18 protein-coding genes are annotated in these 18,708 nt (G+C 52.4%); 4 read left to right on the top strand and 14 right to left on the bottom strand.

Annotation, left to right across the window (positions count from 1 at the left end; genetic code table 11):
- The first annotated feature begins 147 nt into the window (after window positions 1-147).
- A complete protein-coding gene (locus ACFSX3_RS11535; RefSeq protein ID WP_209985884.1) occupies window positions 148-678 on the top strand; it encodes a MepB family protein in 531 nt (176 codons plus the stop codon).
- 34 nt (window positions 679-712) lie between these two features.
- Window positions 713-2,071 (top strand): cryptochrome/photolyase family protein, encoded by a 1,359-nt coding sequence (locus ACFSX3_RS11530; protein ID WP_209985881.1) that lies wholly within the window; start codon window positions 713-715, stop codon window positions 2,069-2,071.
- Between the two features lie 34 nt (window positions 2,072-2,105).
- Here the strand turns inward: ACFSX3_RS11530 and ACFSX3_RS11525 are convergent, their stop codons facing one another.
- From ACFSX3_RS11525 to ACFSX3_RS11510, 4 genes are all read right to left on the bottom strand, one after another.
- Window positions 2,106-2,744 carry an ABC-2 transporter permease gene (locus ACFSX3_RS11525; RefSeq protein ID WP_209985878.1) on the bottom strand — a complete coding sequence of 213 codons (639 nt, stop codon included), beginning with the start codon at window positions 2,742-2,744 and terminating at the stop codon, window positions 2,106-2,108.
- A gap of 1 nt (window position 2,745) precedes the next feature.
- Window positions 2,746-3,609: an ABC transporter ATP-binding protein gene (locus tag ACFSX3_RS11520; RefSeq protein WP_209985875.1), complete on the bottom strand. Its 864-nt coding sequence runs from the start codon at window positions 3,607-3,609 to the stop codon at window positions 2,746-2,748.
- Window positions 3,599-3,985 (bottom strand): GntR family transcriptional regulator, encoded by a 387-nt coding sequence (locus ACFSX3_RS11515; RefSeq protein ID WP_209985872.1) that lies wholly within the window; start codon window positions 3,983-3,985, stop codon window positions 3,599-3,601. The genes ACFSX3_RS11520 and ACFSX3_RS11515 overlap by 11 nt, the downstream gene beginning before the upstream one ends.
- Before the next feature lie 144 nt (window positions 3,986-4,129).
- The gene (locus ACFSX3_RS11510) at window positions 4,130-5,239 is read right to left on the bottom strand and encodes a metallophosphoesterase (RefSeq protein WP_209985869.1); all 1,110 of its coding nucleotides are present in this window, start codon (window positions 5,237-5,239) and stop codon (window positions 4,130-4,132) included.
- Window positions 5,240-5,305: 66 nt separating this feature from the next.
- Between ACFSX3_RS11510 and ACFSX3_RS11505 the strand changes: the two genes are divergently transcribed.
- Window positions 5,306-6,544, top strand: coding sequence for an MFS transporter (locus ACFSX3_RS11505; RefSeq protein WP_209985866.1), 1,239 nt, complete (start codon window positions 5,306-5,308; stop codon window positions 6,542-6,544).
- 87 nt (window positions 6,545-6,631) lie between these two features.
- Here ACFSX3_RS11505 and mnhG read toward each other — a convergent pair whose 3' ends face one another.
- From mnhG to ACFSX3_RS11465, 8 genes are all read right to left on the bottom strand, one after another.
- Complete coding sequence (gene mnhG, locus ACFSX3_RS11500) at window positions 6,632-7,027, bottom strand: monovalent cation/H(+) antiporter subunit G (RefSeq protein ID WP_209986412.1); 396 nt, start codon at window positions 7,025-7,027, stop codon at window positions 6,632-6,634.
- Window positions 7,002-7,295 (bottom strand): Na(+)/H(+) antiporter subunit F1, encoded by a 294-nt coding sequence (locus ACFSX3_RS11495; protein WP_173126715.1) that lies wholly within the window; start codon window positions 7,293-7,295, stop codon window positions 7,002-7,004. The genes mnhG and ACFSX3_RS11495 overlap by 26 nt, the downstream gene beginning before the upstream one ends.
- Complete coding sequence (locus ACFSX3_RS11490; RefSeq protein ID WP_209985863.1) at window positions 7,292-7,771, bottom strand: Na+/H+ antiporter subunit E; 480 nt, start codon at window positions 7,769-7,771, stop codon at window positions 7,292-7,294. Before ACFSX3_RS11490 ends, ACFSX3_RS11495 begins: the two co-directional genes overlap by 4 nt.
- 2 nt (window positions 7,772-7,773) lie before the next feature.
- The gene (locus tag ACFSX3_RS11485) at window positions 7,774-9,255 is read right to left on the bottom strand and encodes a Na+/H+ antiporter subunit D (protein WP_209985859.1); all 1,482 of its coding nucleotides are present in this window, start codon (window positions 9,253-9,255) and stop codon (window positions 7,774-7,776) included.
- Entirely contained in the window at window positions 9,252-9,587 is a 336-nt protein-coding gene (locus ACFSX3_RS11480; RefSeq protein WP_209985856.1) for a Na(+)/H(+) antiporter subunit C, read from the bottom strand. The genes ACFSX3_RS11485 and ACFSX3_RS11480 overlap by 4 nt, the downstream gene beginning before the upstream one ends.
- Window positions 9,587-12,451, bottom strand: a complete 2,865-nt coding sequence (locus ACFSX3_RS11475; RefSeq protein WP_209985853.1) for a Na+/H+ antiporter subunit A — start codon at window positions 12,449-12,451, stop codon at window positions 9,587-9,589. Before ACFSX3_RS11475 ends, ACFSX3_RS11480 begins: the two co-directional genes overlap by 1 nt.
- A 67-nt stretch (window positions 12,452-12,518) precedes the next feature.
- Complete coding sequence (locus tag ACFSX3_RS11470) at window positions 12,519-13,127, bottom strand: universal stress protein (protein ID WP_339224742.1); 609 nt, start codon at window positions 13,125-13,127, stop codon at window positions 12,519-12,521.
- A gap of 183 nt (window positions 13,128-13,310) precedes the next feature.
- Window positions 13,311-13,985, bottom strand: a complete 675-nt coding sequence (locus ACFSX3_RS11465) for a DUF2625 family protein (protein WP_209985850.1) — start codon at window positions 13,983-13,985, stop codon at window positions 13,311-13,313.
- Between the two features lie 275 nt (window positions 13,986-14,260).
- Between ACFSX3_RS11465 and gdhA the strand changes: the two genes are divergently transcribed.
- Entirely contained in the window at window positions 14,261-15,637 is a 1,377-nt protein-coding gene (gene gdhA / locus ACFSX3_RS11460) for an NADP-specific glutamate dehydrogenase (RefSeq protein WP_209986405.1), read from the top strand.
- Window positions 15,638-16,127: 490 nt separating this feature from the next.
- Here the strand turns inward: gdhA and ACFSX3_RS11455 are convergent, their stop codons facing one another.
- Together ACFSX3_RS11455 and ACFSX3_RS11450 are read right to left on the bottom strand one after the other, a co-directional pair.
- On the bottom strand, window positions 16,128-17,111 hold the full coding sequence (locus ACFSX3_RS11455; RefSeq protein WP_209985847.1) for a diaminopimelate dehydrogenase: 984 nt from the start codon (window positions 17,109-17,111) through the stop codon (window positions 16,128-16,130).
- Between the two features lie 284 nt (window positions 17,112-17,395).
- The gene (locus ACFSX3_RS11450; RefSeq protein WP_209985845.1) at window positions 17,396-18,637 is read right to left on the bottom strand and encodes a hypothetical protein; all 1,242 of its coding nucleotides are present in this window, start codon (window positions 18,635-18,637) and stop codon (window positions 17,396-17,398) included.
- Window positions 18,638-18,708: the final 71 nt, after the last annotated feature.

Below are 18,708 nucleotides of genomic sequence, written 5' to 3'. Positions count from 1 at the left end.
CTCTCCTTTAGTCGAGTAAAATCCTGCAGTCCCCCTATTCTAACAAAAAACCTCTGCGATTACCGGAAAATTTCCTTTCGGGCGTTTTCACTGATAGTATCTTTAGGAGAAGCAACATGATTATCTTCATGGAAGAAGGGCCAGTGCATGAATAAATTCCACACCACATTAGCTTATATTAATGAAACATTGTACGCACCAGCCGGCTTCATTGCCGATTCCATACGTGAAGAACCGCAGAATGCCGAATATGGAGCCGGTACATTCCAGCTGGGTGCCCTGTCGGTCCGGTTTCGGGTGGCCAAAATCACCCCCACGAAGACCGGTCAATTTGTCGCAATGTGGGAAAAAAATGCCGAGCGTAAAAACCAGGCCTTCACCTATGCCGATGCCCCTGATTTGCTGGTCATTAACACCTTCCATCCCGTTAGTGGGGAGCTTGGACAGTTTGTCTTTCCGAAGGACCTGCTGAAAAAACATGGTGTGCTGGCAACCGATAATGCACCGGGGAAAATGGCGATACGGATATATCCAGCCTGGGATACCGTGACCAATAAGCAGGCTGTAGCTACTCAGACATGGCAGCTCCCTTATTTCGGAATAGTTGATCCGATGAACCATCACCATATGCAGGTGTTGACCCAGTTGTATCTGCCAGAACTACCGTTTACAATTTAAGAGATGGCATCTGAATCTGAAAGGAACTACAGCTATGATTCTATTTATACACCGCAAGGACCTGCGGACTTCTGATCTGCCAGCCTTCGACGCTATAGCTGCGGCGCAGGAAGACTCGCTGCATGTATTAATAATGGAGCCGTTTCTGCTAAGAAATAAGCGTTATCTGGAGCATAGCGGACAGAATTTCCTTCAGCATGTTGCCCGGCTTCAGCAGGAATATGCGAAAGAAGGCAAGCTGCTCCATCTCCTGTATGGGGAGCCGGAGGTGATCCTCCGGCGGCTGGCACAGCTCCACCCTGTTCAGGAGGTCAGCCTACATGCGGACTATACCCCTTATGCCCTTAAGCGCGACCAGCTGCTGCAGGACACCGCCTATGCGCTGAACCTCCGGTTCCATGCCCGGCATGACAGCATGCTCTGTGATCTGGATGAATTCATGGACTGGTGCGGACGGAGTGAACCGTTCAAGGTGTTCACTCCCTTTTACCGCCGCTGGCGCGCTTTCCTCTCGCAGCGGTTCCAGCCGCCTTACTCTGCTGGGCTAAGTAGTCTGCGAACCGTTGCTCTTCACCCGCAGCTCGCAGATTCCTTCCAGCTTCCCGAAGAGATTGCCCGGGAGCTTACAGCGCTGGCTCCCGCTGCAGAGCAGATGAACCCGGATCATGTGCTCGAGAGTTTCCTGCATGCGGATCTGCAGGATTACAAGGTCAACCGCGATCATTACGCGCAAGAACGGACCAGCCGGATCAGCAGACATTTGAATACGGGAGCGATCTCGGCACGGACCCTATACAGCAGGCTTACTGAAGAAGAGGATATCGGCGAAGACTGGCTGAGACAATTAGCCTGGAGGGATTTCTATCTGGGTCAGGCACGGCTGGACAAGGATTTTTTCACCTATGAGAATGTATATGATCTCTCTGTGCTGGGGACACAGCACTTCGAGGCCTGGGCTCAGGGCAGGACCGGCATTCCGGTCATCGATGCAGCTATGCGCCAATTAAACGCAACCGGCTGGATGCCTAACCGGCTGCGGATGATAACGGCCATGTTCCTGACGAAGAATCTGGGCTGTCCCTTCATCTATGGCGAGCGTTATTTCCGGCTGAAGCTAAGCGATTATGACAACGCCCAGAACCGTGGCGGCTGGCTGTGGAGCTCTTCGCTCGGCTTCGATGCCTCTCCCTATTTCCGGGTGATGAATCCGGTCACCCAATCCCAGACCCATGATCCGAGCGGCAGCTATATCCGTACCTGGCTGCCGGAACGCGCGGACTGGTCTGATAAGGACATTCACCTGCCCGATGAAGATGCCATTGTGGATCTGAAGCGGTCCCGGGCATACGCCATCGAAGTCTACAAAGAGATCATGCGGAGTCGGCAAGGCTGATAGTCTCCCAATCGCAATCGGATTCCGGTGATCATCAGAATTCTTTATTCCGATGAATCCGCACGGAAATCAGATAGGACACCGCGAACAGGAGAACAGCAAGGAGCAGGGTGGCATACCCGGTCTCAGGACCATTATAGTTCACATCGTCCATATACAGGTTCAGCAGCATCCACACCAGGAAACGAAGGCCCACTGCTAGCCCTGCCGATATCATCACCATCTGCTCGCTTTTTTCCACACCGAATTTAAGAATGACCGGATAATAGATCGCCAGGGTGGAGATAGATAAAGATAAACCGAAGGTATACCCGGTGGACAGGTTCAAATGTGCTATGTCTCCCTTGCTTACATAGGTTAATGCCAGAGTAACCAGACTTACAGCGCTGCCCATGAGGATTAACATCAGGAAGGACAGGTACTTCGCATGGATGACTGTTCTCCTTCTGATCGGCATGGTGAGTTCAAACCGGTTCCATTTCGATGCCTCATCCATCTGCAGGGAGGCCCCGATGCTCAACACAAAAATCCAAATCTGCGCCGCGATGACTGCATTCAGTACACTGTGATCCACCCCGGCAAAGGAAACCAGCGACAGAAGCAGCGCAATGCCGAGGGAGGATTTGATGTTATTTTGCAGTGAGTAATAATTATTTAACAGCAGCCCGCGCATATTATTTCTCCCCCTTTACGAGCAGCAGCAGAATCTCATCAATGGATACCTGATCCACCGTAACGCCGCTGTACTTCTGTCCAAAGCCTTGTTTATCCTCGACCAGCACATCAATCTGATGCTCCCTTACTCTATAAGTCATTCTGTCTCCTTCCGCAATCCGCTTGAACTGTTCTCTTGTGCAGCGGGCAACACCATAGTCATAGATCAGCTTATCTTTCACTGCTGTCAGAATAATCTTCCCCTGATGTATAAAGGTGATGTGATCGGCAATTTTCTCAAGGTCGCTTGTGATATGGGAGGACATCAGTATAGCGTGGCGCTCATCCTCTACGAACTCCAGGAACACCTCCAGTATTTCCTCTCTGGTCACAGGGTCCAGGCCTGAGGTCGCTTCATCGAGGATCAGTAGCTTGGGATGATGCGACATGGCGGCGGCTATGGCAAGCTTCATCGTCATGCCCCGGGAGAATTCCTTGATCTTCCTATTCATGGGCAGGGCGAACTTGTCCGTAAGCCTCACATAGAGCTCCTGATCCCATTGCCGGTAGATTCCGCGCATTACCTTAGCAAGCTTGCCGGGGGTCAATATCGCCGAGAAATTAGCCGAATCAAGCACAACCCCGATGTCTTCGCGTAATGCAGTATCCCTATCCGTCATCTCCTGGCCTAACAGCCGGATCGTCCCGCTGCCCTTATGAACCGTGTTCAGAATAGATTTGATGGTTGTCGTCTTACCGGCCCCATTCTCCCCCACGAACCCCATAATGGTTCCGCTGGGAATTGCTAATGATACATTGTCTAGCATAAAGCCGGAGTCGGCATAGGACTTGGTCAGTCCGGTGATTTCCAAACTAAGATTCATGATTACCCTCCTTATAAAAGATAGTCAGCATCTCTACCATCTTTTCCAGTTTGATTCCGCCCGCACGGGCGATTTCTGCGGCTTGTCTCAGATGCTCCTCCACTTGCTTCTGCTGCTCTTCCTGAAACAGCGCCTGGCTCACGGCGGAAACGAAGCTGCCCCTTCCAACGGTAGTCTCAATGAAGCCGTCTCGCTGTAAATCCTCATACGCCTTCTGTACGGTGATGACACTGACTTGAATGGATTTGGCTAAGGCGCGCATCGAAGGAATGGGATCTCCTGCCTGAAGCTCTCCGCTCATAATCTTGCCTTTGATCTGCGAGGTGATCTGCTCATAAATGGGCTTGTTCCTGTTACTACTGATGATGATCTCCACACGCTGCCTCCTTGCGCGAACAGTGTACTTATTGTACCAGTACAATATAACTGATTTCTTATTTTTTGTAAACCTGCTAAATAACCACACTAAGACATACAAAAAAGGGCCAACCCCAGCTTGAGGTCAGCCCTTCCACATTACTTATTGTGCATTCGAGAAATGAACTTGAATGGACACTACCTCCGAGCGCGACCCGATGCGGATCGGCGGACCCCAGAAGCCATAGCCTGAAGACACGATGGTATGAAGCTGCCCCTTCTTCAGGTACCCCCAATCATTCTCGAACACCCGGGAAGTGATCAGGTTGGCTGGCGCGATCTGCCCGCGGTGGGTATGGCCGGAGACCATCAGGTCGATGCCCTGCTCCTCTGCAATCCCGAACTCCACCGGCTGATGCTCTAGCATGAACACCGGCTTGGAATGATCTATGTCCTTGGTCAGATCAGCCAGCTTGGCCCGCTCCTTATCGCTGTAGTCCTTCCGTCCAATCAGCGTCAGCCAGCCGCCCACCTCGACGTCTTCATCATAGAGCACCTGCATCCCGCTCTCCTTCAGCAGGCTGATGATCTCCTCCGTCCCGCCTTTGAACCGGTCATGATTCCCCAGGGAAGCATACACTCCGAGCGGAGCTTCAAGCTTCGCCAGCACAGCGCCGAGTCCTTTCTCCTTATACGGCCTGACATCATCATCCACGATATCGCCCGGGAGCAGTATCAGATCGGGGTGCAAGGCGTTAATCTCCTGTACCATCCGCTCCGCATGGCGTTTGCCGGATAAATAACCGAAATGCATATCCGAAGCCATCACGATATGAAGCTTACCGCTGGCCGGACCCGGCTTGTCAATCTGTACCTCGTAGGAACGCACAACCGGGCTGTATGCATTATAGCTTCCATACCCGAGCAGGCTCACCAGCGCCACCAGCGTTAGAATACCGGACCATTTCTGAACGGCCCGGCGTGGCAGCCTGACCAGCTTCGTGAGCCAGACCGTAAGGTGCACTAGCGGCAGCAGCATGAGCAGCAGGCTGAATACGGCCAGCCAGTAACTGCCAATGACGCTTAAGACCGCTGACCCCGCCACCACTCTGGAGAGGATCAGCGAGCTGGCCAGGAAGATCAGCGCAATGATGTAGAACAGCCGGAACCGTCCGGAGACGACCGGCTTGATCCAGCCCCAGCCGCTCCAGCCAATATAGAATACAATTAAGGCGTATATCGTAATAAATACCAGCCCGAGAATAATAAACATGCACTCAGCTCCAATTTGTGTTAAATAAATATAGTGTACTCAAATGACAACCTGGAGGATTTCATCATGGCCAAACCCTTTTTTCCGCGGCTGCAGGGAAACAGCCGGGGCTGCTTGACCTTTGAGCCTTTTTTCCTGATTCCCTTTAGTATGTTCTCTACCTATGCCACCTTGTACATGTACGAGCTGGGACTGACGGAGCTGAACATCGGATGGATCACAACCATCGGACTGATTGTACAGGTGTTCTCTTCTTTGCTCAGCGGATATTTAACGGACCGTCTGGGACGCAAGCGGGCTATTTTATATTTCGACCTGCTTAGCTGGAGTCTGGCAACCTTGCTGTGGGCCTTTTCACAGAACCTGTGGTTTTTTGTGGCGGCTGCGGTGATCAACGGCTTCCAGCGTGTGCCGCATATCGCCTTTTACTGCCTGATTGTGGAAGATACCCGTCCCTCAGACCGGACCTATGTATTCACCCTGCTACAGATCATCGGGGTGATCGGAGGTCTGTTCGCTCCGCTGGGTGGTCTGCTTGTCCACCAGTATGGCATGGTCACGGGCATGAGGATCATGTACGTGCTGGCCTTCCTCTTCATGACTTTCCAGTTCGTGGGCCGTCATCTGACCACCCGGGAGACCGAAGCCGGCATTCGCAAAAGACAGGAGACCCGGGAGCTCGGCCTTAGGGAGAGTATGATCGAATACGGCGGTGCCTTCCGTGACCTTGGGGCTGAGCGCAATCTGCTGCTGATCTTCGGCGTCTATATTCTGTTCAACTTCCAGGCCACGCTGAAAAGCACCTACCTGTATCTCTATCTCGCAGATTATATTCATCTGGACAGCGGCATTCTCTCTCTGTTCCCGGCAGTGTCCTCTGTCATCATGCTGCTGACCCTGTGGCTGCTGATGCCCAGAATCCCGGATCAGAGCGCCAACCGCGCCATGATGGCAGGCTTCGGCTTATCTGCTCTCTCGAATGCCATGCTGGTCCTCTATCCTTCTGCAAGCTTCATCTGGATCGGGCTTAGCACCATTCTCGCAGCTGTGGGACTAATGATCAGCTCTCCTTATCTGGAGGCAGCCGTGCAGAACGCGATTGATGATGATAAACGGGCGAAGGTATTCTCTATGCTGTCCGTGCTGATCCTGGTGTTCACCGCACCTGCGGGCATTATCGGAGGCTGGGCATACAAGCTGGACCCGCGAATCCCCTTGTGGCTGGTTACGGCAGCCTTTGCTGCCTCGTATCTGCTGCTGCATCTGTACCGCAGACGAACCGTACACCAGCACGCTTCTCATTAACCTCTGCCATCCGTTCATAGCCAAATATCACAACAGGGATGTCCCGCAGCGACTCAAGGTGCTTCGGACATCCCTGTTCTTATTTGATTATGACGAGGATGAATCGGTCTTCACCTGTTCCTCCAGCTGTTCCTTCTCCAGTGCCCCCTTGAGGTCATCCTGGACGCGGCGGTTCCAGAGCGGAACACCGGAGCGGTAGGCCGCCCGGCCTGTCAGATGAGCGGAGAGCGGCGAAGTCATGAATACGAACACGATTCCGAGCAGCAGCTTCGCACTGACGAAATCGAGAAAAAAGGCAAAATAGAGAAACGCGCCGCTGAGGATACAGAGCACACCAAGCGTAGCGCTTTTGGCTGCGGCATGTGATCGCAAATAGACATCCGGCAAGCGGATCAGCCCCACAGAACTGACAGCGCTTAGCAGTGCACCAGTCAGAATAAGCAGGACAAAGAGTAATTCAACTGCCGTCTTGATCATTTCCATATTCAAACACCACTCCCCTTTCGATATATCTGGCCAGTGCCATCGTGCCGATAAAAGAGAGAATTCCGATGAGCAGAATATATTCGATATAAGCCTCAGTCTTAAACAGGATCGAGAGAACCGCTACCATCGCCAGCAGATTGATTCCAATGGTATCCAGCGCGGCCACCCGGTCAGGCAGTGAAGGTCCCTTGACCAGCCGCCAGGCGCAGATGGCAATAGAGATTACCATAATCGAAAGCGACAGCATGAGGATAAAGTGAATCATGAACGGGTCACCTCCAGAATCGCGCGTTCAAACGTATTGCGGATATTCGCGTCGAACTGCTCCACATCTGTTATATCCATCGCATGAATATATAGGGTGCGGTTGTCTTTGGATACCTCCAGCACCACAGAGCCCGGTGTAAGGCAGAGCATGGTGATCAACACCGCTACTTCCCAGTCCGACTTCAGCTCTGTATGGTACATCAGAATAGCCGGGCGGATGTTAAGATTCGGTCTTAGCACTGCCTTCACCACTACATAACTGGATACGATCAGCTCCCGCAGGAGCAAGGCCACCAGCTTCAGCACCGCCCATACTTTGCCCAGATACAGCCGCCCGCCGAAGAAGCGGCGCATGACAATGAGAACGGCCACCCCCAGCACATAGCCGATTATGAAGCCGGAGGCCGTCCAGTCATTATTCAGGAACATCCACAGGAAGGCTATCATGAGATTCAATAATATTTGAAAGGCCATCTTCATCGACTCCTTATGACAGCATTAATGTACGCTGCCGGATCAGCGAGGACTGCGCCGGCCTGTATTACATAGCCGTTCACCAGCTCAGCGCCGATACCCATTAGGATGACGAGCACAAACAGCACGGCAGCCGGTGCCATCATGGCTTTGTAGCGCAGAGGGCGGATTTCTTCTTCGTTCTTCTCGCCTCCCCAGAATACCTGCTGGAACACTTTGATCAGCGAATACAAGACCACGAAGCTCGAAGCCAGAGCAATGAGCGCAAGCACAGTGTGCTGCTCCCCGAAGCCGCTGCGGACCATCATGACCTTCCCGGCAAAACCGCTAAGCGGAGGGACTCCCACCAGGGCCAGCGTCAGGATGAAGAACATCCAGCCCGTCCATGGATACCGGCGGATTAGACCGCCCATCAGCTTAAGCTGCTCGGTTCCCGAGGCGGCGATAATGAGTCCTCCCAGGAAGAACAGCAGCGCCTTGGCAATCATATCGTGCATCAGATAGAACACTACCCCGCTCAGAGAATCCTGGGTTGCGACAGAAATGCCGAATGCGATGAATCCCACGCTGATCACAATATTATAATTGAAGATCCGGCTAAGATCATTGTATGCCAGCGCCCCGATGGCTCCAAGAATCATAGTGGCTCCTGCCATCCAGCCGATCAGCGTATGCGTCAGACCCATATCATGCACGAAGATCAGTGAGAACGTCCGGGTAATGGCATACAGTCCCACTTTGGTGAGCAAGGCTCCGAACAAGGCCCTTACTGCCTGCGGAGGGGCACTGTACGAATCCGGCAGCCAGAAGAACAGCAGCAGACCCGCTTTGAGCGAGAACACCAGCAACAGCAATACGGCAATAACACTCATCACACCGCCCTGCCCGGCCTCCGCTACACGCATGGCGAGATGTGCCATATTCAGTGTCCCGGTTGCTGCGTACAGATAGGCGATTGCGGCTACAAACAAGGTGGAGGAAATGACATTAACCAGTACATATTTGAGTGTCTCACGCAGTTGGACTCTCGTTCCACCGAGTACAATCATGGCGTAGGAGGCCACCAGCAAGACCTCGAAGCAGACAAACAGGTTGAATAGGTCTCCCGTGAGGAACGAGCCGAACACACCGGTCAGCAGGAAATGGAAGAACGTATAATAGTAGAACCGCTCCCGCTCTTCACCAATGCTTGCGAAGGAAAAGAACAGACAGGCCGCCCCCACCACCGCAGTCGTCAATACGAGCAGCGCTGCGAACATATCGGCTACGAAGACGATGCCGTAAGGCGGTAGCCATCCTCCCATATACAGCGTCTGAATCCCGTCCGTACGGACCTGGTACACAATGATAAGCGCTACTGCGATGTTCACCAGCACACTGATGGCACTGAGTATACGCTGCAGCTTCACTTTCTCTTTCAGAAAAATCAGGATGACCGCCGTAAAGGCCGGAATTAGCAAAGGCAGTACCAGCAGGTTGTTCATGGTCTCTCCCCCTTGCTTCCTTCCACATCATCCATACCCGCCGAGCGGTAGGCCCGGTAGGCCAGGACGATGAAGAACGCGGATACCCCAAAGCTGATTACAATCGAAGTAAGGATAAGCGCCTGCGGCAGCGGATCGGTATAGCTGTCCGCGTTCTCCCCAAGCAGAGGGGAAGCGCCTGTCTTCAGTCCCGCCATGGTCAGCAGCAGCAGATGAACGGCGTGAGCCAGCAGCGTGGTTCCCAGCAGGATGCGGAGCAGGCTTTTGGACAGGACCAGATATGCACCTACGGTAAACAACACACCGATCGCCAGGGCAATAAGGATCTCCATCAGTTATCCCTCCCGACCGTAAAGATGATATTCATAGTGACACCGATGACCGAGAGGTATACGCCCAGATCGAACAGCATCGCCGTAGTTAGCTCTGTCTTGCCCATGACCGGCAATTCGAAATAGCCGAAGGCTTGGGTCAGGAACGGAGCATCGAATACAAAGGAACCCATGCCTGTGAGAAAAGCAATAGAGATTCCGACGGCTATTAACTTACGATAATCGACAGGCAGCACCTTCTCAACGAATTCCATACCAAAGGCAATGGCAATCAGCACGAGTGCCGCCGCCGCCATCAGCGCTCCGATGAAGCCGCCTCCCGGCTGATTATGACCCGCGAAGAACAGATACAGGGAGAAAGTGATGATGATCACGAAGGCTACTTTTGCCACCGATTGTAACAATACATCATTGCTGCGGGTATAGCGGCGCTTGCTCTCCTCCGGTCTTTTTCTGGGCAGAACAGGCGTATTATCCTGCTCCAGCTGTAGCTTGATCATCGAGTAGATGGCCAGCGACGCCAGTCCCAGCACCGTAATTTCGAACATGGTATCGAAGCCGCGGAAGTCCACCAGCAGGACATTGACGATGTTCTTGCCGCCGCCAAGCTTGTAACTATTCTCCACGTAGTAGGTTGAGATCGACTCGAACGGACTGCTGCCGAGCGCAGCCAGGGCAACCAGTGTCATCGTTGCGCCGAATCCTACGGCAATGATCAGCTTGGGTACCTTCAGCCGGAACCGGACCTTCTCCCGCTCAAGCTTCGGCAAATGCCGGAAGCAGAGCAGGAACAGCGTGACCGATACCACTTCAACGATCATCTGTGTCAGTGCCAGATCGGGTGCGCGGAACAGGATGAAGAGCAAGGTCACCATATACCCGACCATTCCCGTCAGCAGAATCGCCGAGACTCTGGACTTTGCGAACGGAATGGCGAGCGCGCCTGTCAGCAGGACCAGTACAGCAACAACTTCAAAGAAGGTGACCGGAGCGTAGCTCCCCTGGCCGAACGTAATGCCTTCCGAATACAGCATGGAGCCGCCAACCGTTATAATAATCAAAGTGAAAATGTACATCAGATATTGACGCATGGAACCTGTCATATATAGCCCTGTGATTGCACGTGAGGCCTGCTCAACAAGACGGATACTCGCGTCATATGCCTGTGTCAGCGTATATCCGCTGCGCCATTCCTTCTCAACTAGGCTGAACCTGCCATATACACGGTATACAATAATCCCCAGAATGATCACGCCCAGCGTCATCCAGACCTCGGTTGTGAATCCATGCCAGAAATGAATATTCACCTCAAAAGGTGCGGTTGCTGCAAGCTGCGGATGAATGGCATTCATCCCCGGCACGATCAGTGTCTTCGACAGCATGTTCGGGAACAATCCGGTGACAACAGCCAGCAGCGCCAGGAGAACTGGTGGAAGCAGAAGGCCGAATGGCGCTTCATGCGGTTTTTTGTCCAGCTTTTCCGGCTGATATTTGCCAAAAAAGGTATGGAAGACCATAATCATGCTGTATGCAAAGGTAAATATGCTTGCAATCCACGCCAGAACCGGGAAGATGGTGAAAAAAGACCCGGGGCTAAAGATATCCAGCTGTCTGATATTCAGCACAGCCGTGAAGAACATTTCCTTGCTCAGGAATCCGGCAAACGGGGGAAGCCCCGCCATCGAGAAGCTGCCAATCAGCGCCAGCGTAAAGGTTACCGGCATCAGAGACACCAGTCCCCCAAGCTTGCGCAGATCACGTGTATTCGTCTCATGGTCGACAATTCCGACCACCATGAAGAGCGAACCTTTGAATATGGCATGATTAATTAAATGAAATAGTGCTGCCGTTGTTGCGGCGGTATAGAATACAGCCTCTTCCCCTGTATAGAAGGACGCGGCAGATCCCATTCCCAGTAGTCCCATAATCAGTCCGAGCTGACTGATTGTAGAATAGGCTAACAGAGCCTTCAGGTCCGTCTGCTTCATCGCCTGGATCGATCCATAGATCAAGGTGATCAGGCCGACACCCGACACAATCCAAAACCACTCATGTTGCCCCGCGAACACCGGGCTGAAACGTGCTACCAAATATAAACCGGCTTTGACCATAGTTGCCGAGTGCAGATACGCACTGACCGGAGTCGGCGCTTCCATCGCATCAGGCAGCCAGATGTGGAAGGGGAACTGGGCCGATTTGGTGAAGGCACCCAGCAGAATCAACAGCATTGCAGGAATGAACAGCGTCTGTCCGCTGATGTCGCCGACCTGGCTCCAGATCTCGCGGATACTGAACGTACCGGTCATCACATACAGCATTAAGAAGCCTGCGAACATTGCCAGACCGCCGAAGACGGTAATCAGCATTGACTTTTGTGCGCCATAGCGTGATTTCTGTCTCCGGTGCCAGTAGGCAATCAGAAGGAACGACGAGACACTCGTGAGCTCCCAGAATCCGTATAACACCATGAGATTATCGGACAGCACGACTCCAAGCATCGCCCCCATGAATAGCAGAAGATATACATAGAACGGCGTCAGCTCTTCCTTGCGTTTATCCAGATAAAAGATGGAATAGATAAAGACCAGGGTGCCCATTCCCGTAATTAATAAGGCAAACAGCAAACTTAATCCATCCAGGTGGAAGACCAGATCAATACCAAGGGAAGGAATCCAAGACAAGGTCTCATATCCGAGATCCCCTCCCTTGATGACTGGAATCCGGGTCAAGAAATATATGAATAACGCCAGCGGTGCGGCTAATACAAGCCATCCTCTATGGAGCTTTCGCATCCTCCCGCGCAGAAGCGCTATCATCAGGGCCAGGAGAAACGGAACAAGAACGGTTATATGCAGCAAAGGCAAGCCTCCTTTTCCATTTTACAATTTGGGTTGTGAACGCTGGTACTTACTTCCTGAAGACAAGAGCCGGTTACAATGGCTCGGTCAACGTCCCTTCACAGATATGCAAATATCTTGCTTTACCATCTTGCTCAATTCTGAACAAGCCATTCTCAAATTCTGTGTGCAATTCATGAAAAAATTTGCCTTTGATGTAATCGTTGCCTTCCGGCTCATCGCTGAGCTGGTACACGCCCTCATTCTTCACCAGATAAGAGATCACCCCTTCTTCATGGGTCTCTTCGAGGCCGGCGCGCATACGCTGAACTGCAACGACATGCAGATCCATCATCTTCATCTTGCTGATCAGCTCATTGACGAAGTTGCGTTTGGTCAGCTCCTGCCACAAGGTCTGGGCGGATTGGCCAATAATGATCTGAGTGACCTCTTTCTCTTCTGCTGCTTCCACGATCACATCCGTTGTCTTGCGGCCCCGGCGTTTGCGGACCAGAAATTCCGCTCCGGCTTCCTCCGCCAGACGCTTCCAGACAGCCATATACATTTCTTTGCTATGATTATATTCATCGCTGTCCGAACTATCCACATTAAGCACATAGAGCGGTGCCCCAAGCATCTCAGACAGCTCGACACCACGCCGGATTAGACGCTCCCCATGCGGCCCATAATGAACACATACCAAAATCTTTTCCTTGTGAATGACTTTCGCCCTCCTGTTAACATGGGTGAAAATACAAAAGGAGCCTAATGGCGTTAGGCCCCTCTTTGTTGTTTCAAACCCTGAAATATACTTAAATTATACCTATTCCGATGCTGTTTGTAAAGTTTACGGACAACACATACAATCCCTTGGCTGCCGCAGGCCTTACTCTACTTCATTTATAGCGCCCTCACTTCTCGCTGAACGCCAGGCCTCCAGAATAGAAGCTGGTGCTTTTCGACTAAGCGGGCCGCTGCCTTCCTTCGTCCACAGCGGCGGGTAATAGCCCATGACCTGGCCCGGCTCAAGCTGCTGGACAGCCTCTTCCCAGCCCTCCCAGCGGAACGTTTCATAGAACAGATTCAGGTCCCCTTCCGCCAGCCAGCCGATGAAGCCCGAATAGGTCAGCTCGGTGGTCTCCCATTGCAGCACATCCGGGGCATAATAATAGATATGACCGGTCTGCCCGAACCGCCCCGTATCCAGGCCGAAGAATCCGCCTGCCGCATCATAGGCCACGATCAACATCCCCGGCATGGGAGGAATATCATCCGCTGTAGACAGGCCATTCCAAGAGGCTAAGCTTCCGAAGATCCCTTCGGCTCCCGCACCAAGCAGCGTAATCCAGCCATGCTCGAACACGATTCCTCCTGTCTCATAGGCTATCGCTCCCAGATAGGATTTCGTGCTGACCTGCAGGCGGACCAGCGTCTGCGCTGCTGCCTCCGGCTCTGCCGCCTCCAGCCGGTAGGTGCGTGATCCCTGACTCAGCAGCTCCCTGATCTCTTCCCAGGCGTGGTTCTCCACATCTACCAATTCTGCTACAGATAATAAGTGCATATGCTAACGCCTCTCTCTCAATACTTTATGCTATTGCCGCTATTTATATATACCCTATTCAAGGGGAACTGCAATCCTGAATTGACCAGAGGTTTATTAACATTCTGCCGCATATAGCTTGCATAATATGTAAGGTTCATAGAATTTCTTAATGACTATGCCAAAAATAATTGATTGGCAAATTGATGTCAGGTTTTATAGAATTCTTTTAAATTCGAATTAAATACGGGATAGCCCGAATTACAATCAGACAGGGAGTGCTTGCCAAAGTGTCCATCGTTCCTACACTATCGTCAGAAGTATCAAATGAGGCTGTGCAGTACGTGCAGCGGATCTATGCAGAGGTCCAGAAGCGCGACCCGCATGAGCCAGAATTTCACCAGGCTGTCCAGGAATTCCTGGAGAGCATCACCCCCGTTCTGACCCGCCACCCGCAGTATATGAAGCACGGGATTCTCGAGCGGCTGGTTGAACCTGAGCGCAGCATCTCCTTCCGTGTTCCTTGGGTGGACGATGCCGGTAATACCCAGGTGAACCGCGGTTTCCGCATTCAATTCAACAGTGCCATCGGTCCCTACAAAGGCGGCCTGCGCTTCCATCCTTCCGTCTACCTCGGGATTATCAAGTTCCTGGGCTTCGAGCAGATTTTCAAAAACTCGCTGACTGGCCTGCCCATGGGCGGCGGCAAGGGCGGCAGCGACTTCGATCCCAAGGATAAATCGGATCAAGAAGTTATGCGCTTCACCCAGAGCTTCATGACGGAATTGTACCGCCACATTGGGCAGGATACAGATGTTCCCGCAGGAGATATCGGTGTAGGCGCGCGCGAGATCGGCTATATGTTCGGCCAGTACAAACGGATTCACGGAGGGCATGCTGCCGGAGTTCTAACCGGAAAAGGGCTGCTCTACGGCGGCAGTCTGGCGCGCAAGGAAGCTACCGGCTATGGCTGTGTATACTTCGTGCAAGAGATGCTGTCAGCACGCGGAGCAAGCTTCAAGGACCGCAAGGTAGTCATCTCCGGTTCCGGGAATGTCTCCATCTATGCTATCGAGAAGGCTCAGCAGCTTGGGGCCCACGTGATTGCCTGCAGTGATTCGAACGGTTACATCCATGATCCTCAGGGCATCAATCTGGCTACCGTCAAAAGATTGAAGGAAACCGAACGCCTGCGTATTAGCGAATATGTGAAGGAGCACCCGCATGCCGAGTATGTTGAGGGTTGTAGCGGAATCTGGTCTCTGCCTTGCGATATCGCCCTGCCGTGTGCCACACAGAACGAGCTGGATTTGGAATCCGCCCGCACGCTGATTCTGAACGGAGTTCAGGCCATTGGCGAAGGTGCCAATATGCCGACCACCCTCCAAGCGGTGGAGCTGTTCCTGGAGAACCAGGTGCTGTTTGCTCCAGCCAAAGCTGCCAATGCCGGCGGCGTAGCGGTTTCCGGCCTTGAGATGAGCCAGAATAGCATGCGTCTGTCCTGGACCTTCGAAGAGGTGGACGAGAAGCTGCAAGGCATTATGAAAAATATCTACAGCAGAACCGTTCAGGCAGCTGAAGATTACGGCGTCGCCGGTAACCTGGTTGCCGGCGCCAACATCGCCGGGTTCCTGAAAGTCGCCGATACCATGCTGGCGCAGGGTATCGTGTAACTGTTGTAGACTTAAACAAGTGGAAACGGCTTTGCCGTCCTTTTAAAGGACGGTACCGTTTCAGCGAGAAATAGAAGGATAATTTATAGCGTAAAACTTATAAATTCTTATATTTTGATACAAAAAGAGGTGTCCCTAAGCCATTTGGCTGGGGACACCTCTTTTTTAGGTGAGGGATTGGTTGGTGATAATGTATGCTCGCTAGTGGTTAGGCTGAGCGCAGCCGATTGGTCTTACGCGTACGAATGGTGGGTTCAGGTGCCAATGGCGGGTGAAGGAGCACTAATGCTCCTCATTCGCTCATATAGCTGACTTCTGGCGAATTCAAGTGCACTTGTGCTCCTCATTTGCTCGTATAGCTGACTTCCGGTGAATTCAGGTGCACTAGTGCACCTCATTTGCTCATATAGCTGACTTCCGGTGAATTCAGGTGCACTTGTGCTCCTCATCACTCTCCTTCAGTCACACTTGACCTCACCAAAATTGTTGCCTACAGCAACTCGCGCCGCAGCTCCTCAGCCGATCTTGGGGACAAGTGGCCGAGCGGAATGTCGAATACCGTCTTGGCTCCTGTCTGGCCCTCCTGCTTCAGGCGCACAGCAGCGCGGGCATAGGCGGCCAGGACGCTGGCGGTGAATTCCGGGTTGCTGTCCAGCTTCAGCCCGAATTCGGCAATCTGCTTGCTTCCGCCTCCAGTCACTCCGCTGCGGATGACGAAGCCGCCGTGCGGCATCCCTGAATGCTCAGCGGCAAGCTCCTCGTCCGTGATGAATTGCACCGTTGTATCATAATCGGCAAAATAGTTCGGCATCTCCACAATCGTCCGGGTAATGGCATCGCGGTCAGCTCCTGCTTCAGCCACTACGTAACATTCCCGGCGGTGCTTCTCACGGGTGGACAGCTCCGGGGTCTCGCCTCCGCGAATGCTGTCAATGACCTCCTGGACCGGCACGGTATATTGCACGCCTGCCTTGACGCCGGGAACCCGGCGAATCGCATCCGAATGCCCTTGGCTAACTCCCGTACCCCAGAATGTATAATCCTCGCCTACCGGCAGGATCGACTGCATCAGCAGCCGGTTCATGGAGAACATGCCCGGGTCCCAGCCGGTGGAGATCACACTTACGCTGCCGCCTTCGCGGGCGGACTTGTCCACTGCTGCGAAGAAATCGGGGATTTTGGCATGAGTGTCAAAGCTGTCCACCGTATTAAACAACCGGGCCAGCTGCGGAGTCTGCTCCGGCAGATCTGTCGCGGAACCGCCGCACAGAATCATTACATCAATCTTGCCTATGTACTGCTCGGCGGCTGATATGTGTTCGGTAAGCGTTCCTGTGATGTCTGCCAGCTGCTGCGGATCTCTGCGGGTGAATATGGCTACCAGCTCCATATCGGAGTTCTGCGCAATGGCCTGCTGTACCCCTTTGCCCAAATTTCCGTATCCGACGATCCCTACTCTAATAGTTGAAGTCATGTCTGTAATATCCTCCCTTACCGGTTAACCCGGAGATATGAATCCTTCAAATGTTAAGTATATATACATTACACGAAATGTAAATAATTAAAGTGTTATCAATCACAGTTATTTATGGAAAGCAGCAGCTGACGCTTCACAAAGCGCACAAGGTGAAGACCATCTGGTTGAAGCCCGGCAACCCGGCAGCTGAGCATGTGTACCGGGCTTTAGCAGTTTGTGGTTGAAAGCAGACGAGGGAACAGCCCGGCGGCACAGGAGCAACTCACATGACACAGGAAATCCTAAGCCAAGCTGAATAAGACGGTTTTGGTGCCGATTAACGTTGAACCGCTGTTCACAAAATAATAGTTGGACGATGTATCCAGTGTGAGCGGACCGGTCCAAGTAATGGTGGCGAACTGGCTGCTGAAAATCCCGGTTGGCGGCACATCTGTCAAGGCAAGTGTTACAGTGACTGCACCATTAATGTTTGTATTCGTGATATGGGAATATCCGCGGACATTGATGATCCCGTCCGACTGGCTGTCAACCATACGCTGAATATTAAGTCCCGTATGAACCATTGTATTGATGCGGCTATGATATAAATAGGTATTTAAATTCCCCATGTGTCCCGCCTGGATGATACCTCCGACTACCCGGGCATTCAGAAGCTGAAATTCTATAGTTGTAAAGGGATCCCCCACAGCCACATTCTGGAAAGTAATGTCGCCGCTGATAATGGCTCCATCCGTATAGTTCGTATGGGTGCTTACGGAGGTACCGTTATCAAACGTGCCTATCACAGTAACCGGGCGCGCAACAAAGGCGGGTCCTTGATCACTGTATACGTCTTCGGCAGCCGGGTCGGTCTGTATCGTTACATTGCGCGGAGTTGATGATCCGAAATTCGCCAGATCCGAATTGCCAAGTACCCACGGACCCAGACCAAGCAATTGAATGTGCCGGGCAGGCGGGATGACGACATCTTCATCAAAAATTGAATTAGCCGCAATGAGCACAATACAGCGTGCTCTCATACCGATAGCCACTGCTAAAGGACTGTTGGCTGCGGCATCAATGGCCGCCTGCAGTGAGTTAAACGGATCAAACGGAGATCCGCTGCCCGGCCCTGGAGCTGCCGAATCCGCCCAAAAGATCGTTTCACCCCATTCGAAAACCACTGATCCTGCGGGATCCAGTACTTCAGAGGATACCAGGCGGTGAGCTGTAACCAGCTGCCCTGCCGAATTTTTGCCCCATGCCGAGATTTGAATTACTTCTGAAGCGGCATCGTCGATCGTGAAAACAAACTCAAATGCATTCAGATCGGCGAAGTAGTTCTTCGTGATCACTTCATTCGGAGCGATAGAGAATTCCTCTTGCGCATACAGCGTCCGGGTTCCGTTCAAGACATAGCCTTCTACCAGAATCACCGAAGAGATTAGCGGGTCCCGGTTATCGAATTTGATCGTTACCAGTTGAGTGGGTCTGACCCCGCCGGCAGGACTATTCTCAATGGGACCTGTCGATAAAATCGCCATACTTATTCCTCCTCACAATTGCTAGATTTAATCTACCCCTGCAGATTAATGTATGCACTGTGTTTAACAAC

This window comes from Paenibacillus rhizoplanae (assembly GCF_042684125.1).
Classification (GTDB): domain Bacteria; phylum Bacillota; class Bacilli; order Paenibacillales; family Paenibacillaceae; genus Paenibacillus_AQ; species Paenibacillus_AQ rhizoplanae.
This window is presented reverse-complemented; position numbering and strand designations above follow the sequence as displayed.

Excerpts from the sequence above, each read along its gene's own strand:
- ACFSX3_RS11535 (WP_209985884.1), top strand. The coding sequence starts at position 148 with ATGAATAAATTCCACACCACATTAGCTTATATTAATGAAACATTGTAC.
- ACFSX3_RS11530 (WP_209985881.1), top strand. The coding sequence starts at position 713 with ATGATTCTATTTATACACCGCAAGGACCTGCGGACTTCTGATCTGCCA.
- ACFSX3_RS11525 (WP_209985878.1), bottom strand. The coding sequence starts at position 2,744 with ATGCGCGGGCTGCTGTTAAATAATTATTACTCACTGCAAAATAACATC.
- ACFSX3_RS11520 (WP_209985875.1), bottom strand. The coding sequence starts at position 3,609 with ATGAATCTTAGTTTGGAAATCACCGGACTGACCAAGTCCTATGCCGAC.
- ACFSX3_RS11510 (WP_209985869.1), bottom strand. The coding sequence starts at position 5,239 with ATGTTTATTATTCTCGGGCTGGTATTTATTACGATATACGCCTTAATT.
- ACFSX3_RS11505 (WP_209985866.1), top strand. The coding sequence starts at position 5,306 with ATGGCCAAACCCTTTTTTCCGCGGCTGCAGGGAAACAGCCGGGGCTGC.
- mnhG (WP_209986412.1), bottom strand. The coding sequence starts at position 7,027 with ATGGAAATGATCAAGACGGCAGTTGAATTACTCTTTGTCCTGCTTATT.
- ACFSX3_RS11495 (WP_173126715.1), bottom strand. The coding sequence starts at position 7,295 with ATGATTCACTTTATCCTCATGCTGTCGCTTTCGATTATGGTAATCTCT.
- ACFSX3_RS11490 (WP_209985863.1), bottom strand. The coding sequence starts at position 7,771 with ATGGCCTTTCAAATATTATTGAATCTCATGATAGCCTTCCTGTGGATG.
- ACFSX3_RS11485 (WP_209985859.1), bottom strand. The coding sequence starts at position 9,255 with ATGAACAACCTGCTGGTACTGCCTTTGCTAATTCCGGCCTTTACGGCG.
- ACFSX3_RS11480 (WP_209985856.1), bottom strand. The coding sequence starts at position 9,587 with ATGGAGATCCTTATTGCCCTGGCGATCGGTGTGTTGTTTACCGTAGGT.
- ACFSX3_RS11465 (WP_209985850.1), bottom strand. The coding sequence starts at position 13,985 with ATGCACTTATTATCTGTAGCAGAATTGGTAGATGTGGAGAACCACGCC.
- ACFSX3_RS11455 (WP_209985847.1), bottom strand. The coding sequence starts at position 17,111 with ATGACTTCAACTATTAGAGTAGGGATCGTCGGATACGGAAATTTGGGC.
- ACFSX3_RS11450 (WP_209985845.1), bottom strand. The coding sequence starts at position 18,637 with ATGGCGATTTTATCGACAGGTCCCATTGAGAATAGTCCTGCCGGCGGG.